This is a genomic window from Bacillus pretiosus, assembly GCF_051294775.1.
GTDB classification, from domain to species: domain Bacteria; phylum Bacillota; class Bacilli; order Bacillales; family Bacillaceae_G; genus Bacillus_A; species Bacillus_A wiedmannii.
On the sequence record NZ_JBPPHF010000001.1, the window covers coordinates 508,620 to 526,835 of the forward strand.

General features: G+C 34.4%; 21 protein-coding genes. 17 read left to right on the forward strand and 4 right to left on the reverse strand.

Annotated elements, in window-relative coordinates:
- Positions 1–5 precede the first annotated feature (5 nt).
- From ACSG5Z_RS02545 to ACSG5Z_RS02565, 5 genes are all read left to right on the forward strand, one after another.
- On the forward strand, positions 6–1,010 hold the full coding sequence (locus ACSG5Z_RS02545) for a DUF2628 domain-containing protein (protein ID WP_423060148.1): 1,005 nt from the start codon (positions 6–8) through the stop codon (positions 1,008–1,010).
- An 84-nt stretch (positions 1,011–1,094) separates the two neighbouring features.
- A complete protein-coding gene (locus ACSG5Z_RS02550) occupies positions 1,095–2,756 on the forward strand; it encodes a peptide ABC transporter substrate-binding protein (RefSeq protein WP_098155261.1) in 1,662 nt (553 codons plus the stop codon).
- 57 nt (positions 2,757–2,813) lie between these two features.
- Positions 2,814–3,230 carry a FosBx1 family fosfomycin resistance bacillithiol transferase gene (fosB, locus tag ACSG5Z_RS02555; RefSeq protein ID WP_088063110.1) on the forward strand — a complete coding sequence of 139 codons (417 nt, stop codon included), beginning with the start codon at positions 2,814–2,816 and terminating at the stop codon, positions 3,228–3,230.
- A gap of 12 nt (positions 3,231–3,242) precedes the next feature.
- Positions 3,243–3,788, forward strand: a complete 546-nt coding sequence (locus tag ACSG5Z_RS02560; protein WP_435710606.1) for a short-chain dehydrogenase — start codon at positions 3,243–3,245, stop codon at positions 3,786–3,788.
- Between the two features lie 12 nt (positions 3,789–3,800).
- Positions 3,801–4,412 carry a phosphoserine phosphatase 1 gene (locus ACSG5Z_RS02565; protein ID WP_088609009.1) on the forward strand — a complete coding sequence of 204 codons (612 nt, stop codon included), beginning with the start codon at positions 3,801–3,803 and terminating at the stop codon, positions 4,410–4,412.
- Positions 4,413–4,457: 45 nt separating this feature from the next.
- On the opposite strand, the gene exsB is transcribed toward ACSG5Z_RS02565, so the two are convergent.
- Positions 4,458–5,018: an exosporium protein ExsB gene (exsB, locus tag ACSG5Z_RS02570; RefSeq protein WP_262748177.1), complete on the reverse strand. Its 561-nt coding sequence runs from the start codon at positions 5,016–5,018 to the stop codon at positions 4,458–4,460.
- 181 nt (positions 5,019–5,199) lie between these two features.
- Here exsB and cotH point away from each other — a divergent pair, with 181 nt between their 5' ends.
- From cotH to ACSG5Z_RS02610, 8 genes are all read left to right on the forward strand, one after another.
- Entirely contained in the window at positions 5,200–6,276 is a 1,077-nt protein-coding gene (cotH, locus tag ACSG5Z_RS02575) for a spore coat protein CotH (RefSeq protein ID WP_435711247.1), read from the forward strand.
- A gap of 105 nt (positions 6,277–6,381) precedes the next feature.
- A complete protein-coding gene (locus ACSG5Z_RS02580; RefSeq protein ID WP_088063114.1) occupies positions 6,382–6,999 on the forward strand; it encodes an NUDIX hydrolase N-terminal domain-containing protein in 618 nt (205 codons plus the stop codon).
- Positions 7,000–7,103: 104 nt separating this feature from the next.
- Positions 7,104–7,706, forward strand: a complete 603-nt coding sequence (uptA, locus tag ACSG5Z_RS02585; RefSeq protein WP_137015484.1) for an undecaprenyl phosphate transporter UptA — start codon at positions 7,104–7,106, stop codon at positions 7,704–7,706.
- 96 nt (positions 7,707–7,802) lie between these two features.
- Positions 7,803–9,182 carry a putative polysaccharide biosynthesis protein gene (locus ACSG5Z_RS02590; protein ID WP_046954954.1) on the forward strand — a complete coding sequence of 460 codons (1,380 nt, stop codon included), beginning with the start codon at positions 7,803–7,805 and terminating at the stop codon, positions 9,180–9,182.
- Between the two features lie 184 nt (positions 9,183–9,366).
- Positions 9,367–10,308, forward strand: coding sequence for a magnesium transporter CorA family protein (locus ACSG5Z_RS02595; RefSeq protein WP_000932392.1), 942 nt, complete (start codon positions 9,367–9,369; stop codon positions 10,306–10,308).
- 198 nt (positions 10,309–10,506) lie between these two features.
- Positions 10,507–11,403, forward strand: a complete 897-nt coding sequence (locus tag ACSG5Z_RS02600) for a permease (RefSeq protein ID WP_435710607.1) — start codon at positions 10,507–10,509, stop codon at positions 11,401–11,403.
- A gap of 3 nt (positions 11,404–11,406) precedes the next feature.
- Positions 11,407–12,276, forward strand: coding sequence for a TIGR03943 family putative permease subunit (locus ACSG5Z_RS02605; protein ID WP_075310992.1), 870 nt, complete (start codon positions 11,407–11,409; stop codon positions 12,274–12,276).
- 195 nt (positions 12,277–12,471) lie between these two features.
- The gene (locus ACSG5Z_RS02610) at positions 12,472–12,978 is read left to right on the forward strand and encodes an acyl-CoA thioesterase (RefSeq protein WP_000141167.1); all 507 of its coding nucleotides are present in this window, start codon (positions 12,472–12,474) and stop codon (positions 12,976–12,978) included.
- A gap of 126 nt (positions 12,979–13,104) precedes the next feature.
- Here the strand turns inward: ACSG5Z_RS02610 and ACSG5Z_RS02615 are convergent, their stop codons facing one another.
- A complete protein-coding gene (locus ACSG5Z_RS02615; RefSeq protein ID WP_000505094.1) occupies positions 13,105–13,191 on the reverse strand; it encodes a YjcZ family sporulation protein in 87 nt (28 codons plus the stop codon).
- A 160-nt stretch (positions 13,192–13,351) separates the two neighbouring features.
- Here ACSG5Z_RS02615 and cls point away from each other — a divergent pair, with 160 nt between their 5' ends.
- From cls to ACSG5Z_RS02635, 4 genes are all read left to right on the forward strand, one after another.
- Entirely contained in the window at positions 13,352–14,536 is a 1,185-nt protein-coding gene (gene cls / locus ACSG5Z_RS02620; RefSeq protein ID WP_435710608.1) for a cardiolipin synthase, read from the forward strand.
- Positions 14,537–14,567: 31 nt separating this feature from the next.
- Entirely contained in the window at positions 14,568–15,026 is a 459-nt protein-coding gene (locus ACSG5Z_RS02625; RefSeq protein ID WP_087982761.1) for a spore coat protein, read from the forward strand.
- Positions 15,027–15,213: 187 nt separating this feature from the next.
- On the forward strand, positions 15,214–15,393 hold the full coding sequence (locus ACSG5Z_RS02630; protein WP_001045960.1) for a hypothetical protein: 180 nt from the start codon (positions 15,214–15,216) through the stop codon (positions 15,391–15,393).
- A 242-nt stretch (positions 15,394–15,635) separates the two neighbouring features.
- On the forward strand, positions 15,636–16,256 hold the full coding sequence (locus ACSG5Z_RS02635; RefSeq protein ID WP_000861616.1) for an NAD(P)-dependent oxidoreductase: 621 nt from the start codon (positions 15,636–15,638) through the stop codon (positions 16,254–16,256).
- A 25-nt stretch (positions 16,257–16,281) separates the two neighbouring features.
- Here ACSG5Z_RS02635 and ACSG5Z_RS02640 read toward each other — a convergent pair whose 3' ends face one another.
- Together ACSG5Z_RS02640 and ACSG5Z_RS02645 are read right to left on the reverse strand one after the other, a co-directional pair.
- Complete coding sequence (locus ACSG5Z_RS02640; protein ID WP_046959211.1) at positions 16,282–16,764, reverse strand: DUF456 domain-containing protein; 483 nt, start codon at positions 16,762–16,764, stop codon at positions 16,282–16,284.
- Between the two features lies 1 nt (position 16,765).
- A complete protein-coding gene (locus tag ACSG5Z_RS02645) occupies positions 16,766–18,073 on the reverse strand; it encodes a hemolysin family protein (protein WP_000353742.1) in 1,308 nt (435 codons plus the stop codon).
- Positions 18,074–18,216: the final 143 nt, after the last annotated feature.

Consider the following 18,216-nt stretch of genomic DNA (forward strand, 5'->3'; position numbering starts at 1 on the left):
TATGGATGGGAAGAGGGATTGTTTTGAAATGTATAAATTGTGGGCAACCTTGCGAGGAGGAACAGTTAAATTGTGCAAGTTGTCAGCGAAAGTTGGATAATGAACAAGGTGAAAGTAGCTCGTTAATAGATAAAGAACTAGAAGTATATGTAGGGAGACAATATCCGTATTACAAAAGGAAATGGGAGCTTGAGAATAAGCGGATTGCTAGGTGGAGCTGGAATGGTTGGGCAACTATTTTCAATATAGGTTGGCTTGGATATCGTAAGTACTATTTACCGGCAGCATTATTTGTATTGTTATTAGTAGCGTGTGATGCGTTTTCTTATTATATGGGTTTCAATGTAGCACTGCCAATCATTAATATGGGGCCTCTTACGTTTTTATTACTCATTTTTATTCTGTTTGGAATGGGGATTTTTGCAAATGGATTATACTATCAATTTGCGGAAAGACGTATATACCGAATAAAAGCAAGAGAAATAAAAGATAAATCAGTTGAAAACTATCTTATCCATGATAGCGGCGGAACGAGCAAAATGGGAGCGACAATTGTTACTATTTTAGCAGTTGCTAGCATATTTTTTAGTCATTTCTTTTTTCCGACTGATCGAGACGTTATACAAAAGGTTCGTACAAGCTCGCTTTATGAATATCCTTTCTTTTCAATAGGTGAATCTTTCGAAAATTATTTTCAAAATTCAGATTGGATATATTATCGTGGAACGGAAGGGTTAGAATTAGTAGAATTCCAAGGATATAACGCGGGAGCACCAAAACAAAAGGTGACGATTCAATTTGTTGTCGATTATAAATTGGGTGAAGTGGAACCGTACTCGCTTACGGTTAATGGTGAATCTAAAAATGAAGAAGAGTTTTTGAAGATGATGGACGAAATATTTAAGGTTCAAAATCCATTTGATATAGAGGATGGATTACAAGTAAATGCGATTCAAAAAAGCGGCTGGAAAGAAACTTCCGACCGCTTTTTTCTATGTTTGTTAAAATAAATATTTAAAATAATCAGAATCTTTTGTATAATGAAATATATTATACGAGATTTAACTTATACATATAGATTGGGGGAAGGAAGAATGAAGAGAAAGACAACAACAATTGCTGCACTTGCGTTAACGACGAGTGTATTGGTTGCAGGATGTGGGAATGGTGAGAAGGCTTCGACAACGAAGAAAGAATCGAATAAGGAAATGGCAGATAAACAAGTTTTAAATTTGCTAGAAACAGCTGAAATTCCTTCAATGGATACATCTAAATCAACGGATTCTGTATCTTTCCGTGTATTTGTAAATGCAATGGAAGGTTTATATCGTCTAGATAAAGATAATAAACCAACACCAGGCATGGCAAAAGATGTGAAGATTAGTGAAGATAAAAAGACATATACATTTGAATTACGTGATGCGAAATGGTCAAATGGTGATCCAGTTCGAGCACAAGATTTTGTATATGCATGGCAACGTACATTAGATAAAGCAATAGCGGCAGAATATGCATTCATTTTATTTGATGTGAAAAATGCACAGAAAGTAAATAAAGGAGAATTACCATCAGATCAATTGGGTGTTAAAGCGAAGGATGATAAAACGTTGGTAGTAGAATTAGAGCAACCAGCACCTTATTTTCTTGAGCTTACGTCGTTCCCTACATTTTTCCCATTAAATGAAAAATATGTGAAAGAGCAAGGAGATAAATACGGATTAGAAGCAGATAAATTATTATATAATGGACCATTTACAATGAGTCAATGGAAACATGAACAAAATTATCAGTTAAAGAAAAATCCTAATTATTGGGATAAAGATACTGTAAAGTTAGACGAAATTAATGTAAGTATTGTGAAGGAAACAAGCACTGGAGTAAATTTATATGATAGTGATCAAGCAGATCGAGTTATTTTAACTTCTGAATTTGTTGATAAATATAAAAAGAATAAGCCAGATGAATTTAAAACGAAGTTAGATCCACGTATGTATTTCTTGCGTTTTAACCAAAAAAATGCAACATTTAAAAACCAAAAAGTACGTGAAGCGATTGATTTAGCATACGATAAAAAAGGAATTGCTGATGTCATTTTAAATGACGGTTCTTTGCCAGCATATTTCTTAGTACCTGAAAAATTCACGACAGGTCCGGATGGAAAAGACTTCCGCTCTGTAAATAAAAACTTCCGTGATAGTAAAGATAACGCAGCGAAAGCAAAAAAATTATGGGAAGAAGCGAAGAAAGAGCTTGGTCAAGATACAATTACGGTTGAATTACTAAATGATGATAATGGTAGCCGTAAAAAAGTAGGCGACTTTATTAAAGAAGAATTAGAGAAAAACTTACCTGGTATTAAAGTGAATTTGAAACAGCAACCATACAAGCAGAAGCTAGATTTAGAAAAGAAATTCGAATATGAATTCTCATTATCTGCATGGAGCCCTGACTATCCAGATCCAATGACTTATATTGATATGTTTGTTACTGGAAGCTCATTTAATGAAATGGATTATTCTAATCCGAAGTATGATGATTTAGTAGCGAAATCAAAAGGAGAGCTATTAAAAGATGATAAAGCACGCTGGAATGCACTTGCGGAAGCTGAAAAAATCTTAATTGGTCAAGATGCAGCAATTTCTCCTACGTATCAACAAAGCACAGCTTATTTAGAGAAGCCGTTTGTAAAAGGTATTGCTAATCATACGTTTGGCGGGGACTTCAGTTATAAATGGGCATATATTACAAAAAAATAGTACAATAAAAGGTGAGTGAATTTTCGCTCATCTTTTTTGTATAAGGAGGAATTATAGTTGTTAAGGGGAATCAATCATCTTTGTTTTTCAGTGTCTAATTTAGAAAACTCTATTATGTTTTATGAAAAAGTATTAGGGGGAGAATTATTAGTTAAAGGGAGAAAATTGGCGTATTTTAACATATGTGGAGTATGGATAGCACTTAATGAAGAGAAACATATTCCGAGAAATGAGATTCATCAATCTTATACGCACATTGCATTTTCTGTTGAACAAGAAGACTTTGAACGTCTAATACAGCGATTAGAAGAAAATGATGTTCATATTTTACAAGGAAGAGAACGGGATGTAAGAGATTGTGAGTCTATATATTTTGTTGATCCTGATGGACATAAGTTTGAGTTTCATTCAGGGACATTGCAAGACCGAATTAATTATTATAGGGAAGATAAACCTCATATGACATTTTACTAAGGGGGGAAGAAGTTGCATGCGTTAGTAATTGGTGGAACGGGAATGCTAAAGAGGGTGTCTATGTGGCTTTGTGAGCAAGGGTTTCATGTTTCTATTATTGGAAGAGATGAAGTGAAATTAGAAAATGTTAAACGGGAGAGCACCACACTTGAAAGTATCACATGCCTTCCGTTAGATTATCATCATGATGACGATGTAAAGTTAGCTATTAAAAACACAATTGAGAGGAATGGCCCAATAACATTGGTTGTCGCATGGATACACGCAAGTGCAAAGGATGCATTATCACTCATTTGTAGAGAATTAGACTTGTCGTCTGAAACATACAACGTTTTTCATATTTTAGGCAGTAAAGCGTCGAGAATAGCCTCACAAAAAATAGGCGGTACGCGATATAGCTATCATAGAATAATATTAGGTTTTATATTAGAAGATACATACGGAAGATGGCTTACTCATGAAGAAATATCGGATGGAGTAATAAAAGGAATTGAAAGTAAATGTGATGAATGGATTGTAGGACGAGTAGAACCGTGGGAATTGCGGCTGACATGGTAAGGGGGAATTGAAGTGAAGACAACAGTATATGTAACAAGGCATGGTGAAACGGAATGGAATGTAGAGAAACGAATGCAAGGCAGGAAAAATTCTGCTTTAACTGAAAATGGTATGTTACAAGCTAAGCAATTAGGAGATCGAATGAAAGATTTATCTATCGATGCGATCTATAGTAGTCCGAGTGAAAGAACCCTTCATACTGCAGAGTTAATAAAGGGCGAACGTGATATACCGATAATCGCGGATGAGCATTTCTATGAAATTAACATGGGTATATGGGAAGGACAGACAGTCGATGATATAGAAAGGCAGTACCCAGACGAAATACAGTTGTTTTGGTATGAGCCACATCTTTTCCAGTCAACATCGGGAGAAAATTTTGCGGCTGTTCATAAAAGGGTAATGGATGGGATACAGCTTCTTTTAGAAAAGCATAAAGGAGAAAGTATATTAATTGTTTCCCATGCGGCAGCGGCAAAACTACTTGTAGGACATTTTGCGGGTATTGAAATAGAAAATGTATGGGATGATCCATTTATGCATAGTGCTAGTCTAAGTATAATAGAATTTGAAGAAGGGAAAGGTGAAGTGAAGCAATTTGCAGATATAAGTCACTTTCAATAAACGTAAAAAAGGCCGCAAAACGGCCTTTTTTTGTAGGCATAAAAACTAGCAATTACGTTTTTTATACCAGAAGTGATCGAATTTCTTGTTTTTGCAAGATGGGAATTTATGTCCGCTATCTTTGCAATCGTTCCATTTCTTTCCGTCATCACACGAATCGTCGCAAGAGTGACCGTGTCTGTTAGGGAAGAATTCGCATTTTTTACAGAAACTTCGTTTTGTCCAGAAAAATTTCTTTTCAAAGCGTATACATTTTGTAACAAAAGTACAATGTTTTCTGCGAGTACGTTTTGTAACTAAAACGCATTCTTTTCTACGCGTTACTTTCGTAACAAATGTCCATTTTTGAACACGTACACGAGTACATTTCGTAACAAATGTCCATTTTTTTACATGCGTACATTTTGTAACGAAAGTACAATGTTTCACGCGAGTACATCTTGTTCTTGGACATTTACCCCCAGTTGTACATTTACATCCAGTTGTACAATTATGATGAGTGAATTTATCATCATCGCATTCAAAAGTACTTGGATCTTGGTGTAAGAAATCCTCCATCCCAGCACTTTTGATTTCTTCAACCGCTTTTCTAATATCACGTTTCATAGAAATCCTCCTTATCATGTATTAAGTTGAAAAGGTATTCTTTTTCCTTAACATGATATGAGATATGACGTCTTTCTGAACAGGACAAGAGTGTAATTTTATATAAATAGATGATAGCGGATGTATGGACAAGGCAAGGTGCATACATTGAATGAAGAGAACTGAGAAGGGATGGGGAAATATGCTACCTTCATATGATTTTTTTATTCATCCAATGAACTTAGTGGAATTGAAAAAAGACATTTGGTCAGATAGTCCAGTGCCAGCAAAATTAACTTATGGAAAAAAGAAGTATGACATTGATATCGTATACCGAGGCGCTCATATTCGTGAATTTGAGAAAAAGTCTTATCATGTTATGTTTTATAAACCGAAAAAATTTCAAGGTGCGAAAGAGATTCATTTAAATTCTGAGTTTATGGATCCGTCTCTCATACGAAATAAATTATCTTTAGACTTTTTTCATGATATTGGTGTACTTTCACCAAAATCACAACATGTATTTATAAAAATTAATGGTCAAATTCAAGGTGTATATTTACAGTTAGAATCAGTTGATGAAAACTTTTTGAAAAATAGAGGATTACCGAGTGGTTCTATTTATTATGCGATAGATGATGATGCGAATTTTTCTTTAATGAGTGAGAGAGATAAAGATGTTAAGACTGAGCTCTTTGCGGGTTATGAATTTAAATATTCGAATAAAAATAGTGAAGAACAGCTGAGTGAATTTGTATTTCAAGCGAATGCTTTGTCGAGGGAAGCTTATGAAAAAGAAATTGGAAAGTTTTTGCATGTTGATAAATATTTACGATGGTTAGCTGGCGTTATTTTTACACAAAACTTTGATGGTTTCGTTCATAACTATGCACTATATCATAACGATGAAACAAATTTATTTGAAGTGATACCGTGGGATTATGATGCGACTTGGGGGAGAGATGTACAAGGGAGACCACTTAATCATGAGTATATTCGTATCCAAGGTTATAACACGTTAAGTGCAAGATTGTTAGATATACCTGTATTTAGAAAACAATACCGAAGCATTTTGGAAGAAATATTAGAAGAACAATTTACCGTTTCATTTATGATGCCGAAAGTAGAAGGTTTGTGTGAATCGATTCGCCCATATTTACTACAAGATCCATATATGAAAGAAAAATTAGAAACATTTGATCAAGAAGCTGATATGATTGATGAATATATAAATAAAAGAAGAAAGTATATACAAGACCACTTACATGAATTGGATTAATTTTGAAAGAGATTGGAACATTATCAATCTCTTTTTTTGTATAATAAAGATGTATCAATTGAATTGAAGTAATATTTACTTAATAAAGAATGGAGATGTGGAAACATGACAGTTAAGTGGGTTGATTGGGTAAAACAAATACAATCTATAGCTCAAGCGGGTTTAACGTATTCTAAAGATGTGTATGATATAGAGCGTTTCCAACAATTACGGGATATTTCCATTTCAATGATGTCACATTATACAAAGACAGATTGGGAAATAGTAGAGAAGTTATTTGCAAGTGAGACAGGCTATCAAACACCTAAAGTTGATATAAGAGCAGTCATTTTTCAAAATGAAAAACTATTATTTGTGAAAGAAAAAAGTGATGGGAAATGGGCATTGCCAGGTGGATGGGCTGATATCGGTTATACGCCGACAGAAGTAGCAGCAAAAGAAGTTTTAGAGGAGACGGGTTATGAAGTAGATGATTTTAAGCTACTCGCTATATTTGATAAAGAAAAACATCAACCATCGCCTTCAGCAACACATGTATATAAAATTTTTATTGGCTGTAAGATTGTTGGTGGTGAAAAGAAAATTAGTATTGAAACAGAAGATGTGGAGTTTTTTGGTGAGAATGAATTGCCTAATTTATCGATTGCTAGAAATACAGAAGAGCAAATTAAAGAAATGTTTGCCTACATGAAAGAACCTCAAAAAGAAACATTAATAGATTAATAATGCTTATGCCGATGATATTGTTGAAATGAAGATATTGGCAGAATGCAACCTTTATGTAATAATGGGATGGTATGTGAAGAAAAAAGGAGATAGAAAATAAAATGTTAGCAAGCATAATAGATCAGTTATTGCAATTTTTTGCAAGCTTAGGTTACTTTGGAGTAGCACTAGCTTTAATGATTGAAATTATCCCGAGTGAAATTGTACTTTCGTATGCTGGATTTTTAGTAGCGGATGGTAAAATTAGTTTTGTCGGTGCAGTTATCGCCGGAACTATTGGTGGTACTTTAGCCCAAATCTTTTTATACTGGCTTGGATATTACGGAGGGCGTCCGGTTGTAGAGAAATATGGGAAATATCTACTTATAAATAAACACCATTTAGACATAGCGGAAGGTTGGTTTAAGCGTTACGGAGCAGGAGTAATCTTTTCTGCACGCTTTATCCCAGTCGTACGTCATGCAATCTCTATTCCAGCAGGATTAGCTAAAATGCCGTTAAAACTATTTACACTATATACAGTAGTTGCGATTATTCCATGGTCAATACTATTTATATACTTAGGTGAAAAGCTTGGTGGAAATTGGCGACACATTAAAGAGTATGCATCTGATTACACACATTACATAATTATAGGAGCTGTTCTCTTTGTTGCTCTATACTTCGGTTTAAAGTATTTAAAAAAGAAAAAAGTAGCGCGTTAAAGTCAATGATTTTTCATTGGCTTTTTTATTTGTTTCGGTTCTAAACAAAAGGAGTTGTCCATAATGTGTAATAATAAAGCGTAGCGGAGGAATGTGATGAAAGGGTCACCGTTTATACGTGGAACGATATTTTTAACGATGGCAACGATGATATCTAAAATGTTAGGATTTATATATGTTATACCGTTTACAGCAATGGTCGGTACGAGTGGGTACGTTTTATACACGTATGCTTATCGCCCATATACAATTATGCTCAGCATTGCAACGATGGGACTACCACTTGCCGTTTCAAAAATGGTATCAAAATATGATCAACTGAATGATTATCATACGGTTAAGAGAGTGCTAAAGAGCGGTATCTTTTTTATGTTAATAATGGGGGTAATCTCATGTTTTACGCTATATATATTAGCTCCACATTTAGCTAAACTTGTAATCGATGGAAATGATCAAACAGGGAATAGTGTAGCAGCGGTCACTACTAATATCCAAATTGTAAGTTTTGCGTTAATACTTGTACCGGTAATGAGTTTATTAAGGGGATTCTTTCAAGGGTTTCAATCGATGGGGCCTTCTGCTTTAAGTGTAGTTGTTGAGCAGTTTTTTCGGGTCTTAACCATTTTAATAGGAAGCTTTGTCGTTTTATATATTTTAAAAGCTTCTGTCTCGCTAGCTGTTGGTATTTCAACGTTCGGTGCTTTTATGGGAGCGATAGGTGGACTGACTGTTTTAAGTGCGTATTACATAAGGAGGAGAAAGCACTTAAAGAAAAAAGAGATGGCAAGTATACCGCAAACAACGAAATCTTTCTTCTCACTGTATAAGGAGCTCTTTACATATTCAATACCGTTTGTTGTGGTTGGTTTAGCAATTCCGTTGTATCAGACGATTGATACATTTACAATTAATAAACTACTTATACAAATAGGGTATATGCAAGGAGAAGCGGAGAAGATAAATGCAATAATTGGTCTTGTTCAGATGGTTGTACTCATCCCAGTTTCCGTTGCGACTGCTTTTAGTATGTCTCTCGTACCTGAGATGACAAAAGCCTATACAGCAGGGAATGTGAAGTTACTGTACAAACATTTTACGAGAACGAATGTATTAGTAGTAGGTATTACGGTACCAGCGGCGATTGGAATGATGTTGTTAGCAAAACCAGTATATACTCTTTTATTTGGTGCCGGAAATGATCCGGAGATGGGGAGAGTTATTTTACAGTATTATGCTCCTGCCTGTATACTATTTTCGCTTTTTACAGTAACAGCTGCGATGTTACAAGGAATTAACCAACAACAGAAAACAGTGCTAGGATTAGTAATTGGTATTATTGTAAAGATAGTTTTAAATATCGTATTGCTTCCGTATTTCGATTATGTAAGTTTTATTATTTCAACATACGCTGGTTATACGATTTCAGTTGGCTTTAACTTGTGGATGCTTTCTAAATATGTTATAAAGGCAACATAAGCTTTTTAAGGCAGAGAGCACTCTGTCTTTTTCTTTGTTTAGAATATTTTTCTTATAAAAACGTTTTCAAAATAATTTTTCTATTGAAATTTAAACGTATGTTTCATATGCTGAGAATGGCGGTTCAAAAACTGTTATGTAAGAGAGGTAGATTCCTACATGTAAAAAGAATCGGGGTGATAGTATGTTAAATATTTATTTAACAGACCGAAACGGAAAACTACAAGAGGTTGAGGAAATGCAAAAGGGTTGCTGGATTAATGTACTTCATCCAACGGAAGAAGAAATTCAATATCTAGTACAAACTTTAAATGTAGACTTAGATTTCATTAAAGACCCTTTAGATGATGAAGAACGCTCTCGTATTGAAAAGGAAGACAATAATACCTTAATAATCGTGGATATTCCAACAGTTAGACATGATGAAGAAGGAAATTCGATTTATGACACGATTCCAATAGGTATGATTGTAATGCCAGATTGCTTTGTGACAATTTGTTTAGAAGAAAACCCAATTTTCGAACGCTTTATTAACCAACGTATTAAAGAATTTTATACGTTTAAAAAGACACGCTTTGCACTTCAGCTCTTATATACGATTTCTACTTATTATTTAAGATACTTAAAGCAAATTAACAGAAAAACAATCGATTTAGAGCATCAATTAAATAAGTCGATGAAAAATAAAGAGATTTTCACATTGCTAGGCCTTGAAAAAAGTTTAGTTTACTTTACAACATCATTAAAGGCGAATAAAATTGTAATTCAAAAATTAATGCGTAACAGTACATTTTTAAAAATGTATGAAGACGATCAAGATTTATTAGAAGATGTATTAATTGAAAATAAACAGGCTATTGAAATGGCGGAAATATATAGTCACATTTTAAGTGGAATGATGAATACTTTTAGCTCCGTTATATCAAATAATTTAAATAGTGTTATGAAACTGTTAACGTCTATTACAATCATTTTATCGTTACCAACGATGGTTTCTAGTTTCTTTGGAATGAACGTAAAGGTTCCGTTTGAAGGGGAAGCACATGGTTTTGTAATTGTACTCATAATATGTGTAACACTATCTTTCACATTAGCGTTTGTTTTTTGGAAGAAACGTTACTTTTAACGAGAAGAAAGCTGCTCTAGCATAGTTATATAACTGCGCTAGAGCAGCTTTTTTGCTATGAAATCGAAAGTTTTGAATAGAATATAACTTATAAAATGTAATGTATATGAAGGAAGTGAATTCCGTATAAGCCTTGTCCAATTCATAAAATGGAGTTAAAATTACATATTGTTAATGAAAAGTTGGAGGAAATACATCATGGAATTGTTTCAATTACCGAAAGCATTCCTGCAAATGAATACAATCTTTATTTCCATATTGATCGAAGCACTTCCTTTTGTGCTCATTGGTGTATTTATTTCAGGATTCATTCAAATGTTTGTGACAGAGGATATGGTAGCAAAATGGATGCCGAAAAACCGTTTTCTGTCTGTTTTAATGGCTACTTTTTTAGGTATGATGTTTCCAGGTTGTGAATGTGGAATCGTTCCGATTGTAAGACGGTTAATCGGAAAAGGGGTTCCACCATATGCCGGGATTGCATTTATGTTAACTGGGCCAATTATTAATCCGGTCGTATTATTTGCAACATACGTTGCCTTTGGAAGTAGTATGCACATGGTATGGTATCGTTCTATCGTAGCGATTATCGTAGCAATTATCGTTGGAATTATATTATCATTTATGTTTAAAGAACATCAATTACGAGATGATCACTTTCCAGAAGTGAATCATAAGCCTCCATTACGTAAGAAAATGTGGGATGTTTGTACACATGCTGTTGAGGAATTTTTCTCGATGGGAAAATACTTAGTATTAGGTGCGTTAATTGCAGCGGCAGTTCAAACGTTCGTACAAACTTCAACACTTCTTGCTATAGGACAAGGACCGTTCTCTTCACCAGCTGTTATGATGGGACTAGCTTACATTTTATCACTTTGTTCAGAAGCGGATGCGTTTATTGCTTCGTCATTCCAAAGTACATTTTCAACAGCGTCACTTGTCGCGTTCCTCGTATATGGACCGATGGTGGATATTAAAAATATGTTTATGATGCTTGCGACATTTAAAACGAAATTTGTAATTGTCGTTACAGTTACAGTTACACTTGTTGTTTATGCAAGCTCACTACTCATTTATGCGATGGGGTGGTAGGTTATGTTTCGAGCATATATATTATTAGGTTTTACAATCTTAATCGCGCAGCTTCATATTTCCGGTAATATTACGAAGTATATCAATATGAAGTATGCTTATTTATCAACAACAGCGGCTATTATTTTAGGGTTTTTAACGGTCGTTCAAATTATTATCGTATTCCAAAAAGAACATCAGAAAGAACAAGAAAAACAAGATTGTAGTTGTGATCATAGCCATTGCGGGCATGATCATTCAAAAGATGAGAATACAAGGTGGAAAAAAGCATTTTCGTACTCATTGTTTTGTTTTCCGATTGTCTCAGGGCTGTTTTTCCCGATTGCAACGTTAGATTCAGATATCGTTAAGGCGAAAGGATTTCATTTTCCTGTTGCACAAGCAGAAAGTACAGATCCATTTATGACAAGGCAATTTCTAAGACCTGATACGAGCATTTATTACGGGAAAGAAGGATACCGTGGTGTAATGGAAAAGGGGAAAAAAGAGTTTGTTACGAAAGATAGTATTACTTTAAAAGATGAAGATTTTCTAAAAGGGATGGAAACAATTTATAATTATCCTGGTGAGTTTACTGGGAAAAAATTATCTTTTAAAGGGTTTGTTTTCAAAGATGACTCTTCTCAAAAAGAACAATATTTCTTATTCCGTTTCGGGATTATACATTGTGTAGCGGATTCTGGTGTATATGGTATGTTAGTGAAAAAACCAGAAGGTGTAGAATGGAAAAATGATGATTGGATTCAAGTTGAAGGAGAAATATCAACGGAATTTTATCAGCCATTCCATGCGAATATCCCTGTATTAGAAGTAACGAAATGGAATAAGGTTGAACCGCCAAAAGAACAATATGTATTTAGAGGAGCCGATTGATAACATCGGTTCTTTTTTGTGGACTAAGAGTTCTGAATGTTGTTAATATTAAACGTGTAGTGATAGTAAGCTCATACCGTTCTAGTGTTAATGGGAAATGGAACTCTTACCGAACTTCTTTGCTCCAGCCGAATTTTGTGGTGGGAGTCTTAATGTCTGCAAATAGCGGGTTAAATAATCAAAGAGGTGATAACAATGACTGAAGTAAAAGGGAAAACAGCTAATGAGTCTAGAGTGTTTAAAACGAGCCGAGTATTTCCAACAGATTTAAACGATCATAATACGCTATTTGGTGGGAAGATATTAGCCGAGATGGATATGGTTGCTTCTATTTCAGCAACGAGGCATGCAAGAAAAGAATGTGTCACAGCATCTATGGATTGGGTAGATTTCTTACATCCTGTTCGCTCTTCAGATTGTGTTAGTTATGAATCTTTTGTAATTTGGACGGGTAGAACTTCTATGGAAGTATTTGTGAAGGTAGTAGCAGAAGATTTAATTTCGGGTGAGAAACGTATAGCAGCAACGTCATTTGTTACTTTTGTTGCGCTTAGTAAGGAAAATAATCCGGTTCCTGTGCCGCGAGTTATCCCTGAAACAGAAGAAGAGAAAGAATTACATCGCATTGCAGTGTTACGCGCAGAACAACGCCATATACGTAAGGCGGAGAGTAAGAAAGTAGCTACATTATTAACTTTTTGAGTTGAATATGTAGTCGTTAAAGGTACAATAACAAACGGAAATGTTTTTCATATGAAAAGCGGACACCTAAAAATAGGTGTCCGCTTTTATAGTTTTTTCATCCACATATCATATGACGATAACTACTTAGCAGAAGCAAGCAGCACCGACGATGATTAAGAGGATAAATAATACGACTAATAGCGCGAATCCATTACCATGTGCAAAGCCCATTGTTATTTCCTCCTTTTATTTTAAGATACAACATACAATATGCAAATGAGCTATCGTTTGATATGGACATATATCATGTAATGACATATTTTCTTGAATGATATTGTATTAAAAAAGGGAAGATATAGAAATAACGGTAAGTGGAGGAAGGAAAATATCCATGAAACACTTTTTCGTTGTAATCCTTTGTTTAATAGGTATATTCATTTGGATGAACATCGATGTGGAAATGGGGAAAAAAATGGCTAGTGAATATGAATTAGGGCAAGTTCGATTAGGTGAATTTCAACTATATACGAACGGTGAAGAGTTATATACGAAATTATTTGAGGATATACGTAATGCAGAAAAGTACATATATATCCATTTTTATATTGTAGGTAAAGATGAAATAAGCAAAGAGTTTTTGCAGTTACTCGAGAAAAAGGCATCGAGTGGAGTAGAAGTAAAATTGTCAGTTGATCGAATAGGTGGATATAAGCTGAAGAAAAAGATAATTCGTCAACTAAAAAGCAAAGGTGTCCAGTTTACGTTTAGTAAAAAACCTAAATTGAAACATTTATTCTATTCGTTGCATCAACGAAACCATAGACGCATTGTTACGATTGACGGAAAAGTATCATATATCGGCGGCTTTAACATTGGAAAGGAGTACCTTGGACAAGATCCGAAATTTGGCCCGTGGCGTGATTATCATGTACGAGTTAAGGGGAATGGTGCCACGGATATGGAAAGAAAGTTTGCTGCTGACTGGAAAGAAGATACGGGAGAAAAAATGCCTATACATAAAAGTCTACCTGCAATTGGGCATGTAAAATATCAATATTTATTTTCAGATGGAAAAGGGTTATGGGAAAAATATGGAGCGCTTTTAAAGCAGGCTAAAAAGTCTTTAATTATTGCTACGCCATATTTTGTATCAAGTAAAGAAATGATGAAAGAGTTAAAAGGTGCATTAAACCGAGGTGTCAATGTGAAAATTCTCGTACCATTTAAAAGCGACGCAGTATTGTTAAAACAAGCTGCCTATCCGTATTTGAGAGAGATGAACCATGCTGGAGCGGAGATCTATCAATATCGGAATGGTTTTTTTCACGGGAAAGTAACAATCATTGATGGAGAAATTGTTGATATAGGTACAGCGAATTTTGATAATAGAAGTTTTTATTTAAATTGTGAATCTAACTGTATCATATATGATACAACAGTTGTTGCTGACGTATGGAACCGATTAAAAGAAGACTTTCATAAATCAAAAAGATTTTCAGAAGAAGACTTTGAGAAAATTAGTAAGTGGGATTGGTTTTTAGCAAGAATAGCAAATGTTATAGCATCATATTTATAACATATAGACAAAAGAGAAGGGAGGTATTTTCATGGATTGTATGAAAGAATTAATGAGGTATAGTTATATGCTTATTTATAAGGTTGGGGAGTATACAGGAGAGGTAAGAGACGAAGAATTAAAAGAGCTATTACAGCATCATTTACCATATATGTTGCAAGCGTATAATGAACAAGTGAATTTTCAAGAAGGAGAGAATGTACAGCATATAACTTGTGAACCAATTTCATCTTATTTTCATGAAATGGAAAAGGAAACTGATAGTAAATATACAGGGGATATCCATATTGCAACTTGTTATATTTCGCATTTAAAACGGTTAGCACTAAAGTTCGCTCAAGTGGCAGTTGAAGTTGCGAATCCAGAATTCCGCTCGTTCTTAGAAAATTGCTTCCTAAAAATGAATCGTTATGCCTATAGTGTATGGCAATATGTTGTGAAGAAAGAGTATAAGATTAAACATGTATATGAAAATGAGAAGTTTGCATAAGAAACTAAGGCGGAAAGATAGGCGCCTTAGTTTTTTACTTTTCATGGAGAAAAAAGACTAGGTGTACATATCTATTATTAGAAAATTTACAAATATTTACCGTTTATTTACTATTTTTCAATCTTTCCTTTAAAAATAGAGAGTAATATGGGGGTTGTACATATTCTATCTAAAGGAGGAAACGCAAATGAACAAATGGGTTAAATCATTAACTGCTATGGCACTTGCAAGTTCTTTATTAATGGTAGGTTGTAGTAAAGGTGAGGACAAGAAGAAAGAAGACGATACAACAACACAACAAGAGGACAAAAAGGATAAAGAAACAAGTGGAACTGAGAAGTCTACAGATTCTAAAGAAAAGAAATAAAGTGAAACTTTAATCAGTGGGGCATCCCCACTGATTATTAGTTGAACCAATCGGGATTTTACGGGCAGTTGATCCCCATCTAACTTCTTTGTTTTTACTGAATTTTGAGGTGGGGTCTTACTGCCCGTTAAAGCGGGGTAAAATAATAATAGAGCTTCCTCTTATATATGAGGAAGCTTTTTTGTTGTAAATTGATTGAGATTATTGAAAAATAGAGGGAGAATGAAATAGGGGGAAAACAAATGAAAGTATGTATATTAGGAGCAACAGGTCGAGTAGGTTCAAATATAATAAAATTAGCATTAAAGGATGCAGCTGAAGTAACTGCATTAGCACGTGATTTAAATAGAATAGAAATACAACATGAAAGGTTACGAGTAATAGAAGGTAATGTACTAAATGAAAATGATATAAAGAAAGCGATAGAAGGAAGCGATATAGTAATAAGTGCACTTGGTACGGATCGAAATGGAACGTTAGCGAAGAGTATGCCACAAATTATAAAGCAAATGGAAGAAGAAGGGGTACATAAAATTATTACAATAGGAACAGCAGGTATTTTACAAGCAAGAACAAATCTAAATTTATATCGTTTTCAATCAGCTGAATCAAAAAGGAAAATGACAACAGCAGCAGAAGATCATTTAGCTGCATATAAGATACTTAGTAGTAGTAATTTATGTTGGACGGTCGTTTGTCCGACGCATTTAATAGACGGTGATGTGACAGGAGTGTATCGAACTGAAAAAGATGTATTACCAGAAGGGGGAGCGAAAATAACAGTTGGTGATACAGCGCAATTTACGTGGAATCTGTGTAGTGAAAACAAATATGAGAATAGTCGAGTAGGTATTTCATATTAAAAAAACCATCCCGAAATTGGGATGGTTAAAAGATGATATAACATACAAATATAAGAATCATAATGATTTGGAGAATAGCTTTCGCTACTGTGCTGCTTAAAAAACCAACTACAGTAGCAACTCCTACTAGAAAGGCGTCTTTTGGCGCTTTTTTATGCATGAGTTCCGTAATAAATACCGATAAGAACGGTATGATAATTAAACCGAATGGTGGGAAGAAGAAAGATCCGACAATGATAGAAATCATACCGACACGTTCTCCCCATTTAGAACTTCCGTATTTCTTTAAGAAATATCCATTTGCAATAAAATCAGCCACGAAAATAAATAGTGTGAAAATGACTTGAATAATCCAAAAGGAAGTTGTTAGTTCTCCGCCATTTATACCAAAATGGTAAATGAAATATCCAGCCCAAACAGCAAGGATGCCTGGAATGATAGGATAAATAAAGGCGAGAAATGAAACAATGAAACAGGCAATGATACAGATTGTTAATAATACTGTCACTTTATAACTCCTTCTTCGTGTCTAATTTATGTACCGCAATTTTTTTCACTTGATGTCCATCAAGTTCTAGTGCTTTAAATTGAAAACCGGCAAATTCAATGGAATAACCAGCTTCAATATTTAAATCAACTGCTTGAGAGAGGAGCCAGCCTCCAATTGTATCTAAATCGCTATCATCAATATGTAGGCCAAACATATCATTTACTTCAGAAATGAGCACCTTCCCATCTAAAACAGTAAGCTTCGGCGTACGTTTTTCAATCATAGGTGATTCATCCGCATCAAACTCATCTTGAATTTCTCCAATGATTTCTTCAAGAATATCTTCCATTGTTAAAAGTCCAGCAGTACCACCATATTCATCCATAATGATTGCCATCTGAACGCGATTCTTTTGTAGATGTACTAATGTTTTGCGAATTGGAACAGTTTCAAATACAGTTAGTACTGGATGTATGTAAGATTCAAGTGGTTTATGAATGCCTTTCGTTTGATCGTGAAATACTTCTTTCGTATTGATCATACCGATAATATCATCTTTATCTTTTTCGATGATAGGATAGCGTGTATACTTTTCAGTTGCGACGATATCCATATTCTCTTCTAACGTATTTTCAGTAGATAAGCAAATCATTTCTGTACGAGGGACCATAATTTCTTTCGCGACCCGGTCGTCAAATTCAAAAATATTATTTACATATTTATATTCGGTTTGGTTTATTTCGCCGCTTTTGAAACTTTCACCTAAAATGAGTCGTAGTTCCTCTTCAGAATGGGCAAGTTCATTTTCTTTCGCAGGCTCTAAACCGAGTAGTTTTGTGAAAAAGATTGCCGTACTATTAAGTAGCCAAATGAATGGATACATAATTTTATCAAATAAAATAAGTGGTCGTGCAAACTTAAGTGTGATTGCTTCAGCTTTTTGAATGGCGAAAGACTTTGGAACTAATTCACCTAATACAACATGGAAAAATGTAATAACACTAAAAGCAATAATAAAGGATAAAGTATTCGCCATTGTTCCAGTAATATTAATCTTTTCAAAGAGCGGTCGTAGTAAATGTTCCACAGTCGGTTCACCAAGCCAACCAAGCCCTAAAGAAGTAATCGTAATCCCGAGCTGACAAGCTGATAAATAAACATCTAAATTAGATAGGACACTTCTTGCAGCTAAAGCTTGTTTATTGCCTTCATTTGCAAGTTGGTCAATGCGACTTTTTCGTACTTTTACAACAGCGAATTCTGATGCAACGAAAAAGCCGGAAATAAGGATGAGCACAAAGATGAGAAAAATATTTAATATGTCCAAGTGTGTTCTCTATTCCGTAGTTTGGAATAAAGATGTCACCTCCTGCGATTATGTTATGCTTTTATAATAAATCCAAACGAAAAGAATAGTCAAAGAAAAAGGGTAAATATTGGCATGTTTCTGCAATAGTTTTTGAATTTGCT